The organism is Campylobacter concisus ATCC 51562, assembly GCF_000466745.1.
Lineage (GTDB): Bacteria > Campylobacterota > Campylobacteria > Campylobacterales > Campylobacteraceae > Campylobacter_A > Campylobacter_A concisus_B.
Map to the genome: position 1 here is coordinate 16959 of NZ_ANNI01000010.1, position 21074 is coordinate 38032.

Below are 21074 nucleotides of genomic sequence, written 5' to 3' on the forward strand. Positions count from 1 at the left end.
AGTATCTGGTGTGAGATTTTTCTCGCACCTGCTTTTAGTTGTTGTTTTGAAATTTATAGATTGCTTCTTTGATTCTAGTAAGGTTAAAATTTATCGCTCGCTCTAGCTCTGGCAAGTCTATATCTTTATCCGCTTCAAATGCTTTTACAATATCGCTTAGCTCTTTTGTTTCATCACTTGCAAGAACTGTACTTTTAAAATTATTATCATCTATCTGGTCAAATTTTAAAAAGATCGATACAAATTTATCTTTTAAAATTTCTTTATTTAGCTTTCTATTTTCCAAAGCTTTCTTTGTTCCGCCATTTTTATTACAGGTTCTAAATATCGAATCTATTGTTTCATTCACTTCATCAAGTAAAATTTCTGTTTTTTCACTTTGCATATAAAACTCTCTTAACTATAAATTAAATTTAAAATAAAAGCTAATCGCTCTTGTTTTGGAGATTAGAAGTTGTTTTACTTCTTCGCGTAAAAAGGAAAAATTAAAGTTGTATTTGTGAAGTTATTTTCATAAAAGTTTGCGCCATAATTTAAAATTTTAGTTTGCATTGGCATCACTTTTATGCCCTCTGTTTTTGCGATCATTTTCTCATCCTTGTTAAAAAAATTTATCGCATTGTATAAATTTTCATAAGTCTTGTAAATTGTACCAGAGTACAATAAAGCCCTATAAATCAATATTTATAACACATTGATAATATTTTTACGTTATTATTTTGCATACTGCTTTGATTAAAATTACCGAAATTTCATAGCTATTTAGCTCATCCTTTTTGGATAAATTTTACAAATTTAATGTGTTATTTATGTAATAAAAAAATTTTTAAATTTGCAAAAATTTTTTAAAATCTTTGATACTTTATATGTGATAAAATCCTCTCAAATTTTAAAAAAGGATCAAATTTGAGAAGCGACATAATCAAAAAAGGCTACACAAGAGCCCCACACCGCTCACTTTTACGTGCGACTGGACTAAAAGACGATGACTTTGCTAAACCCTTTATCGGCGTTGCAAACAGCTTTATAGAGATCATTCCAGGCCACTTTTTCTTAAACAAATACGCACAAATTTTAAAAGATGAAATTCGCAAAAATGGCTGTATTCCATTTGAGTTTAACTGCATCGGTGTGGATGACGGCATAGCGATGGGGCATGGCGGCATGCTATATAGCTTGCCTAGCCGCGAAATCATCGCAAACTCGATAGAAACCGTGATGAACGCTCATGCACTTGACGCACTTGTTTGTATGCCAAACTGCGACAAGATCGTCCCTGGCATGGTTATGGGCGCTTTAAGAGTAAATGTACCAACCGTGTTTGTAAGCGGTGGCCCAATGAAAAAGGGCTACACAAAAGATGGCAAGCCAATTGATCTTGCGACTGCGTTTGAGGCAGTTGGTAAATTTGAGACCAAAGAGATAGACGAGGCCGAGCTAAGAGATATCGAGTGCAACGCATGTCCAAGTGGCGGCAGCTGTAGCGGTATGTTTACGGCAAATTCTATGAACACGCTTTGCGAGGCGATGGGCATAGCGCTCCCTGGCAACGGCACTATCCTAGCGCTAACTCCAGAGCGTGAGGAACTTATTAGACAGGCTGCTCGCAGGATCTGTGAAATCGCACTTGATGAGAAATTTAAAATCAGAAACATACTAAATGAAAAAGCGATCCGCAACGCGCTTGTCGTTGATATGGCAATGGGTGGTAGCAGCAACACCGTTCTTCACATGCTAGCCATCTCAAGAGAGGCTGGCGTAAATTTAGACATCAAAGAGCTAAACAAGATCAGCCAAAACATCGCTCACATCGCCAAGATCAGTCCAAGCTTGCCAAATGTGCATATGGAGGATATCGGCAGAGCTGGTGGTATGAATGCGGTGATAAAAGAAATTTCACGCAGAGATAATGGCATGCTAAATTTGGATAATCTCACAGTTAGTGGTGAAACTCTGGGAGAGCGTGTAAAGGTAAGTGACATCAAAGATGAGAGTATCATTCACAAAGTAGAAAACGCCTATTCACAAGTTGGCGGACTTGCCATTTTGTTTGGAAATTTAGCTGAGCAAGGCTGTGTCATCAAGACAGCTGGTATCGTTGGCGAGCGTAAATTTAGCGGCAAAGCTGTCTGCTTTAACTCACAAGATGAAGCAATAGCTGGCATCTCAAGTGGTAAAGTAGATAAAGGCGATGTCGTCGTCATCCGCTACGAAGGTCCACGCGGAGGCCCTGGCATGCAAGAGATGCTAAGCCCTACTTCACTCATCATGGGACGAGGCCTTGGTGCAGATGTAGCGCTCATCACGGACGGCCGCTTTAGCGGGGCGACAAGAGGTCTAAGCATCGGTCACGTGAGCCCAGAAGCAGCTGAAGGCGGCATGATAGGCCTGCTAAAAGATGGCGACATAATCGATATAGACGTCGATAAATACGAGATCAATGTTCGCCTAAGCGAAGCCGAGATCGCAAAGAGAAGAGCAGAATTTAAGCCAGTTGACAAAGTGCTAACCTCTCGCTGGCTAAGGCAATACCGCAAACTAGTCACAAACGCAAGCAACGGAGCAGTGCTAGAAGCATAAAAAATTTATTACAAAAGTAAGGAGTAGTCTCTTTGCTTTTGTAAAAATATAAAAATTTCTCCATTTTTTTAAGGATACTAAATGCAACAAGATTTTTATTTTTATGCTGCTATATTTTTAGGAGTACTATTTTTGATTGCGATATTTGTCATCTATTCATTTAATAGAGACAAACTCGAGCTAAAAAGAAATTTGACACAAAAAGAGCAAGAAAATTTTGAAATTTCATCAAATCTAACAAATTTAGTATCTAAAAATAGTGAAAATTTACAGCTTATCAGCGAGCAAAAAGCAAGACTTATGTCAAATCACGAGCGAATAGACGAGCTTATCAGTGAGATCGATGCGCTAAAAACCAAAATAGCCCAAAAAGACGAAGCTGAAGATGAGATGGAGCGCGTGATAAATGAGCTTAAAGAGAGTATCGGTACAGCAAATGAAAGGGCCAAGAATAACGAGACAAATTTTACTGCAACTCTAGCTGAGCTAAATCAAAATAAAAATGCTTTAGCTGAAGCAAATGAGAGAGAAAATAGATTAAAACGTGATATGGCTGTGCTTAGAAATGAAATAGAAGCAAAAGAAAATAGCCTAAAAGAGCAAGAGGCAAATTTATTAAAAGTAAAAAATGAGTTAAATTTGGAATTTTCTAATCTTGCAAATAAAATATTTGAAGAAAAAAGTGCGAATTTCACACAAAATAGCCAAAATTCTTTAGATCTTTTACTAAAGCCACTAAAGGAGCAAATTTCAACCTTTCAAGAGCGCGTAAATGCAGTCCATGACGAGTCAGTTAAAGGTATGAGCGCGCTAGGAACGCAGATTAAGCACATAGGTGAAATTGGTATCTCGATGTCAAAAGAAGCAAACTCACTAGCTACTGCACTAAAAGGTAACAATAAAACACTTGGAAACTGGGGTGAAATACAGCTTGAGCGCACATTTGAGGCTTCTGGACTTGTAAAAGATGAGCATTACTTGACACAACAAAATTTCAAAAACGAAGAAGGCAAACGTCTTATTCCTGATTTTATAGTAAAGATACCAGATGGCAAACACCTAATAGTTGATTCCAAAGTCTCACTTATAGCTTACGAAAAGGCTATCATAGCTAGCAACGAAGAGGAGCTAAATTTAGCATTGAAAGAGCATATTGCTTCTATGAAAAATCACATAGATAGCTTAAATAGTAAAAATTACGGAGAGATCGTACCTGATAGCCCTGATTTTGTATTGATGTTTATACCAATTGAGCCAGCATATATAGAGGCTATGAAATTTGATAGTTCCCTTTTTGACTATGCGTTTCAAAAGCGCGTAATACTAGTATCTCATACTACGCTTATGCCTATTCTTCGCACAGTGGCAAATTTATGGCGCATAGAGCGTGGCAATGAAGAGGCTAAAAATATCGTAAAGAGTGCGATTAAAATTTATGATAAAGTCCGCAATGTGGCCGAGCACATGAATAGACTTAGCAATACACTAAATACTGCAAATAAACATTTTAACGCCCTTGCATCAAGTTTTAGTGGTAGAGATGGTCTTGTTAGTAGACTTGAAAATTTTAAACGCTTGTCTCCAGATGAGCAAAAAGATATAGAAGTAAAAGAGATCGGCGTAAATAACGAATTAGAAAAAGAGGATTAGGATATGGCTAGAAAAACTAGCCATAAAATTTATTTTAAAAGACCTTGTTTTTTCATTTGTTCCATTACTTGAGCAAACATCTCTTTAGCTTGTTTGCAAGTAGCGTCTTGTTGCTCTTTTGGAAGTGCAGCAAGTTGATCCATTGATTGTTTCTTTTGATCTTCATAAATTTTTACTTGTTGATCTTGACCAGCTTTTTTGTAAGCTTCAACCATCTTATCGATGTCTGAGAAGTAAGACTTGCAAGTATCTGTAAGATCTGCAGCGTTTAGGCTTAGTGCAAAGCCAAGAGTAGCTAAAACTAAAAGTGATTTTTTCATCTCTTTCTCCTTGTGAAAATTTGAAAGGATTGTATCATTTTTATAATATTTTATGACTTAAATTAATAGCCAAGACAAGCGTCTTGGCTATTTTTGGCTTTTTAGCCTAGAAATTCGCGTTTAAAATACTCTTTTGGAGCTTTGCAAAGTGGGCAAGCACCTGGAGCTTTTTTGCCTCTGTGAACGTGTCCGCACACTTCACAAACCCAGATATCTTCCTCATCGCTCTCAAAAAAGCCCTCTTCATCAAGCATCTTTTTAAGCTCCAAATACTCTCTCTCATGCTCAACCTCAACCTTGCCGATCGCGTTAAATAGCCTTTCAACATCTCTTAACTCTTCTTCTTTTGCGATCTTTGCAAAGTCTGGATACATCGTCGTATGCTCGTAGTTTTCACCAGCTGCCGCATCAAGTAAATTTTTATCCATCTTATCGATCGGATCGTTCATTAGCTCGTGATATTTTTTAAACTCAGCTCTTGCATGCCATTTTTCATTTTCAGCTGCTTCGTAAAAGTGTCTAGCTATCGCGTGATAGCCTGCTTCTTTGGCTAGGTCGCCGTAAAGCTCGTACTTGTTTCTAGCTTGTGACTCGCCAGCAAATGCCTTCATCAAATTTACCGCTGTTAAATTTTCAGTCACGCATTTCATCTCTTCGCCGCAACAGGTTAGTGTGCCGCCGCCAACTTTTTGAACCTCGATCTCGTTGCCGCATTTTTCGCATTTGTATGTTTCGTACTGTCTCATTTTGACTCCTATTTTGATAAAATTTAAGCGGATTATAACCAAATAATTAAAATAAGTAAATAATAATTTTTATTGATAACGTATATTATTATTTTATTTTTTACATAAAATTTGTGTGAGTTTTGTTACAAATGGAGAAACTAGCAAAAGCACAGGATACGCCACTACAAAGGCTTTTACATAAGCGATTAGCCAAATTTTTACAAAGCCATCAACAAAGCCAAGGTTTAAATATGTCAGCACAAATGACATAAAAAATGCCATAAATGCTGACATTATAAACGCAAAAACATATTTATAAAATTTTGCTGGTATCATGAAATTTTACCTATCAGCTCGCCTAGTCTTTTTGCATGATCAAGTGCCTTTTGCTTCATCAAAGCAAGCTTTGCCTCATCGTGCCTACTCTGATATGATAGCCCTCCGCTATAAACATAGCCTGCAAACTCCATACCACACATATTTGCTAACGCCTTAAGTGGCGGCAAAAACTCCTCTATCTCGTAGCGCTGAAGCGCCTCTTTTTTATAAAGCTCCTCAGGCGCGCCCGAGGTAAATGAAAGCACCAGCTTTTTGCCATGTAGCTTATCTCCCTTGCTGCCGTGAGAGAAGCCATGAACTAGCACATCTTCAAACCACTTTTGTAAAAGCGATGGTACGCCGTACCAAAAAAACGGATAAACAAGCACGATCACATCAGCCTTTACTAGCTTTTCTTGCTCGGCTTTTACATCGATCACGTAGTTTTTATAAAGCTCGCTTAATATGTCAAATTTAGCCTCTGGCACCTGCTTTTTTAGCTCGCCCAAGATGATTTTATTTGCAAAGGAATTTTCAAGGTCAGTGTGACCTGATACAACTAAAATTTCACTCATTTTCTCTCCTTAAATTTACTTCTTTAAATTTATTTGCAAACAAAGCTACTTGCCTTACTCGCATCTGCACCCACGTATGTAGCCACTTTTGGATGCGCACACACCAAAAATTCCTTGCCAGCGTAGGTCTTGCTTTTTGCTAGCATGCTCTTTGGCGCTTCGCCCTTTTCATGCCACGCTTCAAGCGCGCCTAAAGGATCCACGTCATCTATGCCGTTGCCGCCACCGCAGTGGTTCATCCCAGGTAGTGCGAAAAATGCCGCGAAATTTTGGCTATTTTCATTATCAGCCTCTAGCTTTTTAAACCAATCCCTTTGATCTTTAGCTGAAAAAACTGGGTCTGAGACGCCAGTTACGATGATTAGCTTGCCGCCATTTGCGCTAAATGTGCTAAGGTCTGTTGAGATGGCGTCATTTATCGCCGCGGTCTCGAAAGTCTTAGGCGTGTCTTTGTCAAAGTCGAAATTTATCGTGTCAAAATTTGGCTGCGCTGGTGTCAAAAAGTAGTAATTCACCGAGCCGCTAGAAAGCGTGATATTTCTAGCGTTTGGCTTGGCACTTTGCGAGTCGCCTAGTTTCCATTGCCTCCAGCCCTCAGCGCTCACGCCTGAGTCGTAAAACCAGCCACTATAAATTTGCTCGCCCTTGCTGTTTTTGGCTCCGTTAAAGATTTTCTCTATCGCTACTATCTTTTGCTTATCTAAATTTAGACTTTTTGGATCAAATTTGCACGCTTCCCACGCATTTATGATCCCATCTTTTAGTCCGTCTAAGGCATCACATTTTCCTAGTACGGCGTGACTTAGCTTGTCAAGATCGTCCTTAGTTAGGGCATTTGCGAAAATTTTCTCGCCTTTTTCATTTTTCGGAGCTATCTTCATAAGGGCTTGATTGTCCCACTGCTGAGCGATCGCCGCGCGAGATAGCCTAAAGCCAGGGTTTGCAGCGATGACACCATCAAATTCTAGCGGATAACGCTGGGCTGCTATGAGCGCTGCCCTGCCGCCATTTGAGCAGCCCATAAAGTAGCTATGTTTTGGCTTTTTATCGTATGCGGAGACTAAAATTTGCTTAGCTGTGTCTGTGACCTTGCCGATCGCCTGATAGGCGTAGTCTAGCCTTGCTTGCTGATCTAGCCCAAACTCAGCCGTTGGCTCTGGGTGTCCTGAGTTTGTAGTGACGACCGCATAGCCTCTAAGAAGCGCTGGCGTGGCTGTGCTTGTTCGTATCGGTACTGCACCAAGAGCAGGCGCTACAAAGCCGTCCATGCCACCTCCACCTTGAAACAAAAACTTCTCATTCTACTGCTCTGGCAGCCTTAGCTCGTAATCAATCGCATACTCTTTGCCATCTGAGCCGGTGCGCTTATAGAGTTTGCCATGCACCACGCAGTGAGGCTTTGCTTTGATATTATTTTTACTACCACTAGTTAGCGCGGACATCTTATCGGCTGATACTTCGCCACTCTCATTCCACACCGCATCTATCATCTCGTTATTTAAAATTTTCACATCTTTTAAACTCTCGCATCCTGCCTTATCAAGGGCAAAAGCCGTGCTACCAATGAGTGCAAGTGCGCAAAAAAGTGAAATTTTCTTCATAACATCTCCTAAAATTTTACCTTGCTAAATGAGGTCTCATTATTAAGACCAAAGCCGTCAAATTCATCTATTAGCCCAGCTCGCTCTTTGGCATAAGCCTTGTAGTTTTCGCTGTGGCGGTAGCTCTCAAAGCTAGCTTCGTCTTTGTAGATTTCAACCAGCACCCATTTGTTTGGCGCATCCTTTTGACTAAAGGCAAACTGCGCATAAGCACCATCATCTACGCTTTTTTGCATATATTTTTTGATGATCTTTTCAAATTTCGCATCGCTCTTTGCTAAAAGGCTTAAATTTGTGATGTGAAAGTAGGCATCTTTTAAGCGCTCTGGCGTTAAATTTTTTGAAAACGAAGCCCTTTTTTTCACGCTTATAGCCTTTTTGCTAGCTAAAATTTCAGCGCTTGCGCTTGCAAATTTCTTAAAATGCGCCGAGCTTATATGCTTTTTATAAGCCGCCTCGTCCTTGTAAAACTCAAGCACGTAAAACAGCTCTGGCTTGCTCTTTGCGCTCGCAAAAAAGATCGCCTGCGTGCCTGGCTCGCTCTTTGAGCTTAGTATTTTTTCCATGCCAAGACGCTTTAGCAAGCTCTTATTATTTGGCGTTGAAATCAGCTCATATAAGCTCACCTTCGCCTCCGCCCCAAAGGCAAACGCCGCCAAAACTGCTAGTAAAAATAGCTTTTTTATCATCAAATTTCCTTAAATTTATTTCTCAACCACTCTTTTAATCCAAGCAAAAAGCTCGTCTAGATCGTAGTCACCACCATGTCCTTGCCCCCAGACCGCTTCGAAATCAACCTCTTTGCCAGCATTTTTAAGCGAGAGTGCTAGCATAGCAGGCACGGCAAGCGCTAGATCGGTATCGTTTGTGCCCTGCCTTATGCGGTAAAATTTCGCCGCTTCTTTGTTTTTAGTGTAGTTCATCGCATTCATCATCTTTATGACGCCAGCATCCGCCATCTCGCCCCAGCTTCGCTCTTTTGCAAATTTAGTAAAGTGCTTTGCAGGCGTTTTGCTATCGCCAAAGAGATCGTTTTCAGGATTTTCTAGCCCAAATCCGTCAAAGGCAACCACCTCTTTGGCACGTTTTAGTGAGGCGATGAAGTCTTCTAGCTTAAACGTATATCCAAGCGAGCATCCCTGCGTGTCAAGAGTTATAAATTTAGGCGTTAGCGTGTTTTTGTCGCTGCTTTTTGTAGCGGTAAATGCCCTTGAGATGAGCGCGTTTATATACTCTTTGAAGTTGCCCTCGCCATTTTCGTCAAGGCTTAGTGCGTGACCTTTGGCATCTTTTAAATTTAGCGAGTTTAGATAGGCTGGGAATTTACTCTTTAGCTCACGTGAGAGCTCTTTTTGCGTGGCGTTTAGCTCGCCTGTGATAGTCTTTGGCTTTTTGCTCCTGTCGTTAAAGCTGGCCGCATCAAGGCTTGCAAAATCAATACTTTCAAATTTATCCAAATACCCAAACATCCACTCATACGCCTCATCCTCATGCTCTAAATTTGTCACAGGGCAGTAGGCTGAGACGGCATAAATTTGATCGTCCGCCTTTGCAGCGCCTAGCTCTTTAAGATATGGCTCATACTCTTTTGCATTTGCGCTTGTGCCTAGAAGTGCCGACATCGCGCCGCCTGCACTCGTGCCGTTTGAGATGATCTTATTTGCGTCGCCTGGCATAAATTTGTCGTTAAATTTAAGATATCTAACGGCCGCTTTTAGATCGACTATCGCAGCTGGTGCTTTGCCGATAAATTTCTCGCCATCTTTTAGCGTTCTGCCCCTAGCACCAACACTTGCCACGACGTAGCCTCTAAGAAGCGCTTCAAGAGTGGCATTTGGTTTTTCATTTTGGATTTCTGGCTTTTGTGGTTTGGCGCTCATGTAGCCACCGATCGCGTTTGGCATGAAAATAGCCCCTTTTTGGTCACCAAATTTATCCTCTGGCACGTAGAAATTTAGCGCCTCGTAGCCACTAACTGGCTTTGCCACATAGACTATTCCCTCGTAGGCTCTAAATTTAAGCGTCCTCTCGCCAACTTGCACGCTTTTTAGCTCAAATTTATTTTCATCAAATTTAAGCTCGCCGCCAAAGCAAGCACCTGCCAAACAAACCCCTAAAATAGCAACTCTAAAGCCTTTCATGATCTGCCTTTTTATTTTGTCCTACTTTTTGCTTTACTAGCCTTGGCGTAGGCTACCAGGGCTTTAACGCCTAGTTATCTTTTGGCTCGTATTTGATCGCGTAGTCAAATTTTGGCTTGCTTAAGCTAAACTCAAAGCTATCTCTATCCACCGAGCCAACGCAGTAATGGCTATCATAAAGTCGCAACAAAAACTCTGCCATCTCTTCACTCGTGTGATACTTTTTAAACGCCTTATCGTAGTCGTAGCTCTTTTTGCTAGTTGCCACCATGCCAAATTCTGTCTTTGTAGCAGCTGGAGCTAGCACTTTTGCCTGCATTTTCGCCTGCTTATCCTGTGCTAGCTCGTGGTAAAGTCCCTCGCTAAAGGCACTTACGAAAAATTTGCTAGCGCAGTATGTGACGGCGTTTGGCACGATCTTGTAGCCGCCTATCGAAGAGATGTTTATAAGCTGCGTATCTTTGTCTTTATACTTTTTCGTAAAGAGCGTTGAGAGCGTGACAAGAGAGATGATGTTTAAATTTATCATCTGCGTGATTTTGTCTAAATTTTGCTCGCCGACCTTGTTATAGTCGCCAAAGCCAGCATTGTTTATAAGCGCTTTTAACTCAAATTTTTCTAAATTTCGCCAAAGAGAGAGGACATTTTCTTGTTTTGAAAGGTCGCAAAGCTCTATGACCACATTGACATTTGCAAATTTAGCTATCTCGCTTTTTAGCTCTTCTAAAAGCTCGCCCCGTCTTGCAACAAGGATCAAATTCTCCCCGCGCCTTGCAAATACCTTTGCCGCGGCCGCTCCTATGCCCGAGCTTGCTCCGGTGATGGCAATGTATCTTTTCACTTCGCATACTCCATCGGGCTATAAATTTTCACGCCCTCGCTATGGTCATCTTGCGCTACTTGCACGATCACTTTAGCGATACCAACCGCCTTCATCGGACGATACTCGTCAAAAAAGCCTTTTGGGATAAATTTAAACGCCTTTATCGCCAGGTACTCGCCAAGTCTAAATTCTTTCCTTTCAGCTTCGATAAGTGGTAGCCTAACGACGTGAAATGAGCTATATCCAAGCTCTTTTATCTTTGCTTCTGCCTGGCCTTTTGCCTTTAGGTAAAACGAGCCTGACTTTCTGCTAGCACCTGCGGCTGAAAGTAAAACAAAGCGTTTTGCCCCGCACTCCAAGCCAAATTTGGCAAAATTTAGCGGATAGGTCACATCGACTTTATAAAACTGTTCTTTGTGCTTTGCCACTTTCATCGTCGTGCCAAGCGCGCAAAAGACATCATCAGCGATAAATGGCACCTCATCTTTTAGCTCGTCAAAATTTATTACTTTTACTTCAAGCTTTTCGTGAGTAAATTCTAGCTCATGCCTAGCAAGGGCGATAACCTTGTTGTAATGCTCGCTCGTACATAAATTTTTTAAAATCTCACTTCCCAAAGCACCGCTAGCTCCAGCTATAAGGGCGATCTTTTTCATATCTTTCCTTTGTAAAATTTAGATAAATTCTATCTCGCTAAGGCAAAAATTTCACTTATGGCCTCTTTTGTATAAATTTGCTCCAAGCCCCTACCCTTGGCGTAGTCATAAACTAAAGCCATTATCTCATCTAAATTTGTCTCATCAACGCCGATTTCAATAAGGCTTGTAGGTGTGCCAATCTTACTAAACCACTCTTTTAGCTTTTCAATGCCTGCGTCTGCGTCATCCACGCCAAAAATTTCTTTGCCAAAGCGCTTAAATGCCTCTAAATTTCTACTCTTATACCACTTCATCCAAGCTGGCATCACCACACTTAGCCCAGCTCCATGCGCGCAATCAACCACCGCACCTATGGCGTGCTTCGATCATGTGATTTGGATAAGAGTAGCCAGCTGTGCCAACGTAAGTTAAGCCATTTAGCGCCATCGTCGCAGCCCAAGCAAACTCGCCTCTAGCGTCATAGTTTTTTGGCTCTTTTAGCAAAATTTCAGTCGTTTTCATAACGGTTTTTATGTTTGCTTCAATGTATAAATTTATGATCTCAGGCTGAATGCTAGCCGTAAAGTATCCCTCGATGCTGTGAGCGATGATGTCAGAAGCTGAATAGACCAAATACTCCTTGCTAACACTTGCTTGAAGCAGTGGATTTATCACTGAAACTTTTGGGTAAAGACATGCCCCATGCATAGCAAATTTCTCTTTTGTGGCTTCATTTGTGACGACTGCGCCACCGTTCATCTCTGAGCCAGTTGCAGCAAGTGTTATGATGTCAAAGATCATAAGCGCTTCACTTGGATCTTTGCCGGTAAAAAAGTCCCAAACGTCGCCGTTATACTTCACGCCTGCAGCCACCGCCTTGGCGCTATCAAGCACCGAGCCGCCGCCTATGGCTAGCACGCTATCGACACCTTGCTTTTTAGCTAAATTTATAGCCTCATTTACCTTGCTTAGCACAGGATTTGATTTCACGCCACCGATCTTGCAAAACTCGATACCATTTGCACTTAGGCTCTTTGCTGCGACATCAAAAAGTCCGTTTTTCATGATCCTGTCGCTGCCATAGATGATAAGCGTCTTTTTAACGCCAAATTCTTTCATGTATCTGCCGATATTTTGCTCTTTGTCTTTGCCAAATTCTATTTTTGTAGGGTTTAAAAAGCTAAAATTTTGCATAGTTTCTCCTTATTAGTTTTAATGATTATAGTTTTGTAAAGCAAAAATTTTTGTTAAAAATAATGAGTAGAAATTTAAAAATTTCTTAGTTTAATAGGAAGTTTTGAGATGATTTTTTTCGGATCAAAGCTACTTTTAGCATCAACTAAATTTCCAAAATTTTCACCTGTGCTAAGGAATTTTTGCAAATAATAATTGCCTCTATATCCAAGGTCATAAAGAATTTCAGACATCAAAGAAATATCTGTTTCATCTAAAAAATCTGCATGCACGGTTGTTCTTACTTCAAAATCAAAATTTATCTCAAGCAGATACTTTAGTGTGCTAATAAATTTTTCATATAAATTTGAGCCAGTTACGCCCGTAAATTTCTCTTTTGGCGCTTTAAAATCAAGTGCAATATAGTCAATCAACCCTTCACCTATCACCTCTTTTAAAATCTCAATATGAGAGCCATTTGTATCGACCTTTAGACAAAAATTTCTTGACTTAACCTCTCTTGCAAGTTTTAAAAACAAAGGATTTGCCGTGCATTCGCCACCGCTAAAGACGATGCCATTTAGCTTGCCTATGCGGCGATCTAAGAAGTTACAAACCTCATCCATTTCTATATTGCCATTTGAATTTACAACTTCTATATTGTAGCAATACACGCATCGCATATTACAGCCTGCAAACCAAACTACCGCAGCGACTTTGTCTGGATAATCAAGCGTAGTAAATGGTGTTATACTAAAGACTTTATGCAAATTTATGGACCTTTTGAGATTTAAAAGGCACAGAAGATTGTGCCTTTTTTATTTGAGTTTTTATATTTTTATTGGCTGCGGTGATTATCTTTTGCAGCAACTTGCGTATTCATCAAATTTAATACGCTCTTTATGCTCACCTTTTTTACCAAGGTTAAAGCTCTCAACTGGGCGATGATAACCCATAACACGAGTATAGACTACGCATTTTGTGCGTTTGTCTTGTACTTTTTCTAAAATTTCTTTTTCTGTCATTTCCTCTCCTTATTTGGAATTGTTTTTCTCTTTTTCTATTAATTCTGCATCACAAAGCGGACAAAATTCATGCTCTCCAGCAATATAGCCATGTTTTGAACAAACGCTAAATACAGGCGTTATCGTGATATATGGAAGCTTATAATTTGAGATTATGCTCTTTACAAGCTCCTTGCAAGCTTTAGGTGAGCTAATCCTTTCTTTCATATAAAGGTGAAATACTGTGCCACCGGTGTATGAAGTCTGAAGATCATCTTGCAAATCAAGTGCCTCGTAAGCATCATCTGTAAAATTTACTGGAAGCTGGGTTGAGTTTGTGTAGTAAATATTCTCCCCGCCACCTGCTTGGATGATGTCTGGATAGCGCTTTTTATCCTCTTTGGCAAAGCGGTATGTCGTGCCCTCAGCTGGAGTCGCCTCAAGGTTGTATAAATTTCCAGTCTCTTCTTGAAATGTCCTTATCTTATCACGTAAAAACTCGACCATCTCAATAGCAAAATCACGTCCAAATTTTGTTGAGATATTCTCTTTATCATTTGTGAAATTTCTAAGAAGTTCGTTCATACCATTTATGCCAATCGTGCTAAAGTGGTTATTAAAGTGCTTTAGATATCTAGCTGTATAAGGATAAAGCCCTCTGTCATACATCTCTTGGATAAATTTGCGCTTTTTTTCAAGTGTTGATTTAGCAAGCTCTAAAAGATAGCTTAGCCTGTTATAAAGTGCGACTTTATCGCCTTTGAAGTTGTATCCTAGGCGAGCTAAATTTATAGTAACAACGCCGATAGAGCCTGTCATCTCTGCACTACCAAAAAGACCACCACCTCGTTTTAAAAGCTCTCTTAGATCAAGCTGCAAACGGCAGCACATAGAGCGAACATGTCCTGGTTTGTAGGCTTTTTCGTTTTCTATCTTATTGCCATTTTCGTCATAAGTATATTGTGAGCCAATGAAATTTTGAAAGTAGCTTGAACCCATTTTGGCGGTATTTTCAAAGAGTACATCCGCCACTTCGCTATCCCAGTCAAAATCCTCTGTAATATTTACCGTTGGTATCGGAAATGTGAAAGGCTGCGAGCACTTATCGCCAGCTGTTAAGACCTCGTAAAATGCCTTATCTATGCGTGCCATTTCAGGCTCGAAGTCCTTGTAGGTCATATCGATCAAATTTTTTCTACCACGCTCGTTTGCTTTTTTCAAAATTTTCTCGTCTTTTACATTTGTAAAGAGGTGTATATCATCACTCGTTGGGATCTGATCTCTTAGGTCGCTTGGACAAGTGATATCAATAGTTACATTTGTAAATGGACTTTGTCCCCAGCGTGCAGGCACATTTAAGTTAAAAATAAAGCTAGTGATAGCCTTTTTGATCTCAGCGTCACTTAGATCATCTTTAAAAACATAAGGCGCAAGGTAAGTGTCAAAGCTAGAAAACGCCTGAGCACCCGCCCACTCGCTTTGCAAAATTCCTAAGAAATTTGCCATTTGATAAAGCGCTTCTCTAAAGTGCTTTGGCGCTTTACTCTCAACTCTGCCACGAACGCCGTTAAAGCCCTCGTTTAACAAAGCTCGCAAGCTCCAGCCAGCACAATATCCTGTAAGGCAGTCAAGGTCGTGGATGTGGTAGTCGCCATTTCTGTGAGCAAGACCTTCTTCTTTGCTATAAACAGCGTCTAGCCAGTAGTTTGCTATGACTTTGCCAGCGGTGTTGTTGATGAGACCTGCGTTTGAGTAGCTTGTATTTGAGTTTGCAGAAATTCTCCAGTCGGTGCCGTTTATATACTCATTTATCGTTTGAGTTGAATTTATGTAAGTTGTATCGTCATTTAGGCCTAAAATTTGCTCACGCTGAAGCTTATGCGTGTGGCGGTAGAGCATAAAGCTCTTTAAAACGTCGAAATATCCACTATTAAATAGCTCTTTTTCGATCGCATCTTGGATGTCTTCGACTGTTATCGCGCTTGATTTTTGAAAGATATCTTGGACAACATTTGTAAAAACTTTCTCATCATAAGCTAAATTTTCGCTAGCAAATGCTTTTTTTATCGCATCTACTATCTTGTATGCTACAAATTCTTGTCTTGTGCCGTCTCGTTTTAAAATCTCACGCATCACTCACTCTTTCCGATTGTTTTTTTAATATGGAGTTTTAAAGTATAGGACAAGATAGCTTAAACAATAGACAACTATTTTATTTTGTTTAATAATATTTATCAAAAAATATAAAATTTTATGAAGTTTTCTTAAAGCATAAATTTACGTTATATAAGTATTTTAAGTTAAATTTTGATTATTTTACTTAAATAATTATTTTAATTTAAGTTTTTAAATTAGTATATTAATTAGATTATATAGCATTATGGCTATTTAATTTTATAGATATCCAGAATATACTTTTCTATATCTGCTTCGCTTGGTGGAGATAATAATTCGCGAGATTTTAACTGTTTTATATCTATTTTTCCATATACAAGATTCAACATATCAAATCCTATGTCTGAAATAATATTTTGATTTTCTAACCATTTTTCAAAAAATAAATATTCTATATGAAAGTTAATATTCCTTTCACAATCGCTATGTTTTTCTACTGCTTTTGTTATCTCACCACTTTCTCGCATATATTTTAAATCATTACCATTCCAATTACTATTTTTTATGTTAATTTCTATAAATTCTTTTTCATAATCTTTTTTACATATATTTACAAATTTTTGCTTTGTCTCTACTGCTTTTAAAAAACTATCTTTCCATAGTTTATAATCAGGTTCTTGAATAAACAAGATTTCTTGATATTTTTTCATATTAGATAAATATCTTTTGATTATATCCTCATAAATATCTTTTTCTGAGCTACTTTTAGCATTGCCTAAATATTCATATAATTTATTAAGTTGTTGTTTTATTCTATCAATAGGCAATATCAGAGATTTTTTTAAATCTTGATCAATATTGTTAATATTTTTTATTTTAAAAATATTAGATACATTTCTATCATCAAATAAATCGGTTAACATGCTTTTATAGGAGATATATTCAATTGTTGTGTTGGTATATAATTTTTTTAAGTCTATTAAATTTTGTTTATAAACCACTTCTTTACTTCTTAAATCTTGTATATTTTTTTCATATTCTTCCATTTGTTTAATTAAGGCATTATTGGTGTTTTTAAGATCGTTTTCTTTCTTATTAAGTTCAGCTATTCTAATATTAGTCGTATTAAGTTCATTTGATTTCTTTAATAATTCTTTGCTAATTTTTTGATTTTCGATGGTAATATTTTGTTCTTTTTCGTTTAATATAGCTACTTGTTTTTCTAGCATTTTAATTTCGAATGTTGGTTTGATTGTATAAATATATCCGTATATGGCAGTTATTGCAACAATAATAGTTGCAATATTGCCAAGAATAGAATAAGTATCTTTATTTTTTAAAATTCTATAAACATATTTTATAAAATACAACAACCATACTTTCATAGCCTTATTACTCCAAAATAAGAAAACAAATCAAACATCTTATTGTAAAAAGTTCTTTACTGACACCCTTCGCATTCGATCGAGCGGTCAGCCACGTCGTTTAGTTTTTCGCTGTCTGGTGACTCTGAGCGTAGATAGTAGGTTGATTTTAGTCCGAGCTCCCATGCAAGCGTGTAAATTTCACTTAGATATCCGCCGCTTGCTTTGTCTAAGCTCATGAAAATATTTAGACTTTGACCTTGATCGATCCATTTTTGGCGGATAGCGCCTGCTTTTATAAGAATTCTTTGATCAAGCTCGTAAGCTGGCGTGTAAAACTGCCAAGTATCAGGGCTTAAATTTGGCACGACATTTGGGATCATGCCACTTAGGTTGTGCTCAAACCACTTGCGTTTATAGACCGGCTCGATGGTCTGAGTAGTGCCAACGAGGATCGAGATCGAGCTAGTTGGAGCGATCGCCATTAGGTAGCCGTTTCTCATGCCGTCACGCTTAACTTTTTCTCTTAGCTTATCCCAGTCGCAGACATTTTCGTCAAATAGCCCACCTTTGTCGTTTAAAAGCGCTTTTGCGTTCTCGTTTGCGGTGTCTATCGGCATGATGCCTTTACTCCATTTTGAGCCCTCAAATTTTGGATAGACACCCTTTTCTACGGCTAAATTTGAGCTAGCGTAGATCGCGTTGTAGCTTATGTTTTCCATTATGCTATCAATCAGCGCCAAGTGCTCGTAGCTGCCCCATTTTACGTTTTTCTCGGCTAGCATTTGCGCCTCACCCATGACGCCAAGGCCGATCGAGCGAGAAGCTAAGTTTGTGTGTTTTACCTTTTTGTGTGGGTAGAAATTTAGATCTATCACGTTATCAAGCATCCTGATAGCTATCGGCACGACACGCTCGATGTCCTCTTTACTGTTTATCTTACTCAAATTTATACTTGCAAGGTTGCAAACTGCCGTTTTGCCCTCGATGCTCTCTTTTTCTACGATAAAAATTTGCTTGCCTTTTAGGCTATCAAGCGCGCTAAGCTTTTTGGCTTTTTTAGTTATGCCGCTATCGACAGTGACGTCTTCTTCTTCGTCAAATAGCTCCTCGCTACCGTCTTCATAAGTGATCTTGATCTTATAGTAGTTTGGTGCTGTGTTTTGGAAAATTTCAGTGCATAAATTTGAGCTTCTTATGATACCTTCATGGTCGTTTGGATTTGTTTTGTTAGCATTGTCTTTAAAGCACAAAAATGGCATGCCAGTTTCAAAATAGCTAGTTAAAATTTTCTTCCAAAGCTCTTTTGCAAGGATGGTGTTTTTCTGGATATTTTCGTCGTTTTCATACTCTAAATATCTCTTCTCAAATTCCTCGCCATAAAGGTCGCAAAGGTCGCTTACTTGAGCTGGGTCAAAGAGGCTCCATCGGCCATTTTCTTTAACACGCTTCATAAATAGATCGTTTATCCAAAGCGCAGGGAAAAGCTCATGTGCACGGCGTCTCTCTTCGCCTGAATTTTTACGAAGATCAAGAAAATCACTCACGTCCATGTGCCAAGGCTCGATATAAACAGCGATCGCACCCTTTCTAGTGCCTAGCTGATCGACCGCTACTGCGATGTCGTTTGTCACTTTTAAAAATGGGATGATACCGCCAGCTGCGTTTTTGTGTCCGTCGATACTGCCGCCCATCGCACGCACCTTGCTCCAGTCCCAGCCGATACCGCCGCCAAATTTTGAAAGTAGCGCCATCTCTTTGTAGCTATCAAAAATTCCCTCGATATTATCAGGCGTACTGCCTACGTAACAGCTGCTTAGCTGGTGACGCGTCGTACGGGCATTTGAGAGCGTCGGAGTGGCTAGCATCACTTCAAATTTAGAGATAAGGTCGTAAAATTTCTTAGCCCAGCCTTGACTGTCTAGCTCGTTTTGCGCTAGAAACATCGCGATCGCCATAAACATATGCTGTGGCAGCTCGATTGGCATGCCATTTTTGTCTTTGATGAGATAGCGGTCATAAAGCGTTTTGATACCAAGGTATGCAAACTGAAGGTCGCGCTCAGGCCTAATGTAAGCGTTTAGATCCTCAAGATCGTACTTCTCTTTTAGTCCAGGGATGATGCGGCCTACCTTTTCGCCTTTTACTAGATAGTCTTTTAGGTGATTGTAGCCGTTGAAGCCAGATACTTTGTGATAAAGGTCGTATAAAAATAGTCTCGCAGCGACAAATGTCCAGTTTGGGCGGTCGATATCGATCTTATCAACTGCTGTTTTTATAAGAGTCTGCTGAATTTCCTCAGTCGTGATCATGTCCCTAAACTGGATTTTCGCATCTACCTCAAGCTCGCTAAGGCTTACATTGCTCAGTCCAAGAACTGCTTCATTTGTATATTTTTTGATCTTACTTATATCAAGCTCTTCTGTTCTGCCATTACGTTTTATAACTTTCAAAAATATCTCTCCATGCTAAATTTTAATTTGGGATTTTATCCAAAAGGAGATAAAAACTCTCTTTGTTAAAAAGTGCTTTTAAATATAAAATTTAACTCAAGAAATAATATTTTATTTTTAAAAAATTAAAAAATTTGATCTTATTTTAAAATGATTGTAAAAATTTTTGAAGCGATGTCTTGAAGCAAGAAGCATAAATTTGCTTCTTGCATTTAAATTACTTACCAAAAACTCTGGCAAAAATTCTATCTACATTTTTAGTGTAGTAGTTGTAGTCAAAGCACTCTTTGATCTCATCTTTGCTAAGGCTCTTGGTTAGATCCTCGTCGTTTAGTAAATTTTGTAAAAATAGGCTGTGACCTTGCTCGTCGATCGCTTTTTTACCCTCTTGCAAGTCTGCCCAGACCTTCATAGCATTGCGCTGAACGATCTTGTAGGCGTCCTCTCTAGAAATTCCACGTTGCGGTAGCTGCAAAAGTACGCGCTGTGAAAAGACTAGTCCGCCTGTTAAATTTAAATTTTTCATCATATTTTCTGGATAGACGACTAAATTTGCTATCAAATTTTTGATGCGAACCAGCATAAAATCAGCCGTGATAAACATATCTGGCAGGATAAATCTCTCAACCGAGCTGTGGCTGATGTCACGCTCGTGCCAAAGGGCGACGTTTTCAAGTGCAGGCGTGACGTATGAGCGAAGTACTCTGCAAAGACCAGTGATGTTTTCGCTAAGGACTGGATTGCGTTTGTGTGGCATCGCACTTGAGCCCTTTTGTCCTGGGCTAAAATACTCCTCTGCCTCATAAACCTCAGTCCTTTGGTAGTGCCTAATGGCAACTGCGATCTTCTCACAAGTAGAGGCTAGAACTGCGATGGCGCTTACCACATGGGCGTAGCGGTCGCGCTGGATCACTTGGTTTGATGCTGGGGCAGCTTTAAGACCTAGCTCCTCGCATGTTAGCTCTTCAAATTCCATCGGAGCGTGGGCTAAATTTCCCATAGCACCTGAGAGCTTACCGTAGCTGATTGTATCTTTTGCATCTTTGATGAGCTTTAGCGCCCTTGCAATCTCGTCGTACCAGATAGCAAGCACAAGGCCAAAAGTTATCGGCTCGCCGTGGATGCCGTGACTTCTACCGACCATAAGCGTGTGCTTGTGCTCGATCGCTCTGTTTTTGACCGCCTGCATAAATTCCTCTACGTCGCTGATGATGAGCTCTAGGCTCTCTTTCATCTGAAGTGCGACGGCTGTGTCAATGCAGTCGCTTGAGGTCATGCCATAATGCACGAATCTACTCTCATCGCCAAGGCTCTCGCTGACGCTTGTTAAAAATGCGATCACGTCGTGTTTTGTTGTCTTTTCTATCTCGTCGATGCGAGCCACTTCAAAATTAGCGTTTTTGCAAATTTTCTCGCAGTCGCTGTCGCTTATGAAGCCAAGCTTATTCCAAGCTTTAACGGCAGCTTTTTCTACCTTGAGCCAAGCGTCATACTTTGCTTGTATACTCCACTTTTCAGCCATCTCTTTACGCGAGTATCTTTCGACCATTGTTGAACCTTTTTGTATTAGTTTTTCTTATCATAAAAGTAA

Annotated in this window: 18 protein-coding genes and 2 pseudogenes; 2 read left to right on the top strand and 18 right to left on the bottom strand. The window is 39.6% G+C overall.

Annotation, left to right across the window (positions count from 1 at the left end):
- Nucleotides 1-34: 34 nt before the first annotated feature.
- Nucleotides 35-385, bottom strand: coding sequence for a hypothetical protein (locus tag ATCC51562_RS08900; protein ID WP_021091918.1), 351 nt, complete (start codon nucleotides 383-385; stop codon nucleotides 35-37).
- 74 nt (nucleotides 386-459) lie between these two features.
- A complete protein-coding gene (locus ATCC51562_RS09920; protein WP_021091897.1) occupies nucleotides 460-588 on the bottom strand; it encodes a hypothetical protein in 129 nt (42 codons plus the stop codon).
- Nucleotides 589-906: 318 nt separating this feature from the next.
- Here ATCC51562_RS09920 and ilvD point away from each other — a divergent pair, with 318 nt between their 5' ends.
- Together ilvD and rmuC are read left to right on the top strand one after the other, a co-directional pair.
- Nucleotides 907-2580: a dihydroxy-acid dehydratase gene (gene ilvD, locus ATCC51562_RS08905; RefSeq protein ID WP_021091910.1), complete on the top strand. Its 1674-nt coding sequence runs from the start codon at nucleotides 907-909 to the stop codon at nucleotides 2578-2580.
- Nucleotides 2581-2661: 81 nt separating this feature from the next.
- Nucleotides 2662-4230: a DNA recombination protein RmuC gene (gene rmuC / locus ATCC51562_RS08910; RefSeq protein ID WP_021091889.1), complete on the top strand. Its 1569-nt coding sequence runs from the start codon at nucleotides 2662-2664 to the stop codon at nucleotides 4228-4230.
- Nucleotides 4231-4259: 29 nt separating this feature from the next.
- Here the strand turns inward: rmuC and ATCC51562_RS08915 are convergent, their stop codons facing one another.
- From ATCC51562_RS08915 to purB, 16 genes and pseudogenes are all read right to left on the bottom strand, one after another.
- Nucleotides 4260-4550 (bottom strand): DUF5339 domain-containing protein, encoded by a 291-nt coding sequence (locus tag ATCC51562_RS08915; RefSeq protein ID WP_021091917.1) that lies wholly within the window; start codon nucleotides 4548-4550, stop codon nucleotides 4260-4262.
- Nucleotides 4551-4651: 101 nt separating this feature from the next.
- Nucleotides 4652-5296 (bottom strand): ferritin family protein, encoded by a 645-nt coding sequence (locus ATCC51562_RS08920; protein WP_021091887.1) that lies wholly within the window; start codon nucleotides 5294-5296, stop codon nucleotides 4652-4654.
- A gap of 93 nt (nucleotides 5297-5389) precedes the next feature.
- Nucleotides 5390-5614: a DUF2798 domain-containing protein gene (locus ATCC51562_RS08925; protein WP_021091925.1), complete on the bottom strand. Its 225-nt coding sequence runs from the start codon at nucleotides 5612-5614 to the stop codon at nucleotides 5390-5392.
- On the bottom strand, nucleotides 5611-6171 hold the full coding sequence (locus tag ATCC51562_RS08930; RefSeq protein WP_021091899.1) for an NAD(P)H-dependent oxidoreductase: 561 nt from the start codon (nucleotides 6169-6171) through the stop codon (nucleotides 5611-5613). The genes ATCC51562_RS08925 and ATCC51562_RS08930 overlap by 4 nt, the downstream gene beginning before the upstream one ends.
- Nucleotides 6172-6200: 29 nt before the next feature.
- Nucleotides 6201-7460: a tannase/feruloyl esterase family alpha/beta hydrolase gene (locus ATCC51562_RS08935; RefSeq protein ID WP_235044203.1), complete on the bottom strand. Its 1260-nt coding sequence runs from the start codon at nucleotides 7458-7460 to the stop codon at nucleotides 6201-6203.
- Between the two features lie 12 nt (nucleotides 7461-7472).
- Nucleotides 7473-7772 (bottom strand): hypothetical protein, encoded by a 300-nt coding sequence (locus ATCC51562_RS09870; RefSeq protein ID WP_235044204.1) that lies wholly within the window; start codon nucleotides 7770-7772, stop codon nucleotides 7473-7475.
- Between the two features lie 8 nt (nucleotides 7773-7780).
- Entirely contained in the window at nucleotides 7781-8461 is a 681-nt protein-coding gene (locus ATCC51562_RS08940; protein ID WP_021091912.1) for a putative quinol monooxygenase, read from the bottom strand.
- Nucleotides 8462-8476: 15 nt separating this feature from the next.
- Nucleotides 8477-9913 (bottom strand): subtype B tannase, encoded by a 1437-nt coding sequence (locus ATCC51562_RS08945; RefSeq protein WP_021091923.1) that lies wholly within the window; start codon nucleotides 9911-9913, stop codon nucleotides 8477-8479.
- A 70-nt stretch (nucleotides 9914-9983) separates the two neighbouring features.
- Nucleotides 9984-10754: an SDR family NAD(P)-dependent oxidoreductase gene (locus tag ATCC51562_RS08950; protein ID WP_021091926.1), complete on the bottom strand. Its 771-nt coding sequence runs from the start codon at nucleotides 10752-10754 to the stop codon at nucleotides 9984-9986.
- Nucleotides 10751-11392 (bottom strand): NAD(P)H-binding protein, encoded by a 642-nt coding sequence (locus ATCC51562_RS08955; RefSeq protein WP_021091896.1) that lies wholly within the window; start codon nucleotides 11390-11392, stop codon nucleotides 10751-10753. Before ATCC51562_RS08955 ends, ATCC51562_RS08950 begins: the two co-directional genes overlap by 4 nt.
- Nucleotides 11393-11421: 29 nt before the next feature.
- Nucleotides 11422-12568, bottom strand: a pseudogene (locus tag ATCC51562_RS08960) (iron-containing alcohol dehydrogenase).
- Between the two features lie 74 nt (nucleotides 12569-12642).
- The gene (locus tag ATCC51562_RS08965) at nucleotides 12643-13317 is read right to left on the bottom strand and encodes an anaerobic ribonucleoside-triphosphate reductase activating protein (RefSeq protein ID WP_021091916.1); all 675 of its coding nucleotides are present in this window, start codon (nucleotides 13315-13317) and stop codon (nucleotides 12643-12645) included.
- Between the two features lie 84 nt (nucleotides 13318-13401).
- Nucleotides 13402-15684: pseudogene (locus tag ATCC51562_RS08975) on the bottom strand (ribonucleoside triphosphate reductase).
- A gap of 251 nt (nucleotides 15685-15935) precedes the next feature.
- On the bottom strand, nucleotides 15936-17051 hold the full coding sequence (locus ATCC51562_RS08980) for a hypothetical protein (protein ID WP_035167672.1): 1116 nt from the start codon (nucleotides 17049-17051) through the stop codon (nucleotides 15936-15938).
- 56 nt (nucleotides 17052-17107) lie between these two features.
- A complete protein-coding gene (locus ATCC51562_RS08985; protein WP_021091904.1) occupies nucleotides 17108-19483 on the bottom strand; it encodes a ribonucleoside-diphosphate reductase subunit alpha in 2376 nt (791 codons plus the stop codon).
- A 217-nt stretch (nucleotides 19484-19700) separates the two neighbouring features.
- Entirely contained in the window at nucleotides 19701-21032 is a 1332-nt protein-coding gene (gene purB / locus ATCC51562_RS08990; RefSeq protein ID WP_021091911.1) for an adenylosuccinate lyase, read from the bottom strand.
- Between the last annotated feature and the right edge of the window lie 42 nt (nucleotides 21033-21074).

Coding starts and splice junctions, on each gene's coding strand:
- ATCC51562_RS08900 (WP_021091918.1), bottom strand. CDS start 385: ATGCAAAGTGAAAAAACAGAAATTTTACTTGATGAAGTGAATGAAACA.
- ATCC51562_RS09920 (WP_021091897.1), bottom strand. CDS start 588: ATGATCGCAAAAACAGAGGGCATAAAAGTGATGCCAATGCAAACTAAA.
- rmuC (WP_021091889.1), top strand. CDS start 2,662: ATGCAACAAGATTTTTATTTTTATGCTGCTATATTTTTAGGAGTACTA.
- ATCC51562_RS08915 (WP_021091917.1), bottom strand. CDS start 4,550: ATGAAAAAATCACTTTTAGTTTTAGCTACTCTTGGCTTTGCACTAAGC.
- ATCC51562_RS08920 (WP_021091887.1), bottom strand. CDS start 5,296: ATGAGACAGTACGAAACATACAAATGCGAAAAATGCGGCAACGAGATC.
- ATCC51562_RS08925 (WP_021091925.1), bottom strand. CDS start 5,614: ATGATACCAGCAAAATTTTATAAATATGTTTTTGCGTTTATAATGTCA.
- ATCC51562_RS08930 (WP_021091899.1), bottom strand. CDS start 6,171: ATGAGTGAAATTTTAGTTGTATCAGGTCACACTGACCTTGAAAATTCC.
- ATCC51562_RS09870 (WP_235044204.1), bottom strand. CDS start 7,772: ATGAAGAAAATTTCACTTTTTTGCGCACTTGCACTCATTGGTAGCACG.
- ATCC51562_RS08940 (WP_021091912.1), bottom strand. CDS start 8,461: ATGATAAAAAAGCTATTTTTACTAGCAGTTTTGGCGGCGTTTGCCTTT.
- ATCC51562_RS08945 (WP_021091923.1), bottom strand. CDS start 9,913: ATGAAAGGCTTTAGAGTTGCTATTTTAGGGGTTTGTTTGGCAGGTGCT.
- ATCC51562_RS08955 (WP_021091896.1), bottom strand. CDS start 11,392: ATGAAAAAGATCGCCCTTATAGCTGGAGCTAGCGGTGCTTTGGGAAGT.
- ATCC51562_RS08980 (WP_035167672.1), bottom strand. CDS start 17,051: ATGAAAGTATGGTTGTTGTATTTTATAAAATATGTTTATAGAATTTTA.
- purB (WP_021091911.1), bottom strand. CDS start 21,032: ATGGTCGAAAGATACTCGCGTAAAGAGATGGCTGAAAAGTGGAGTATA.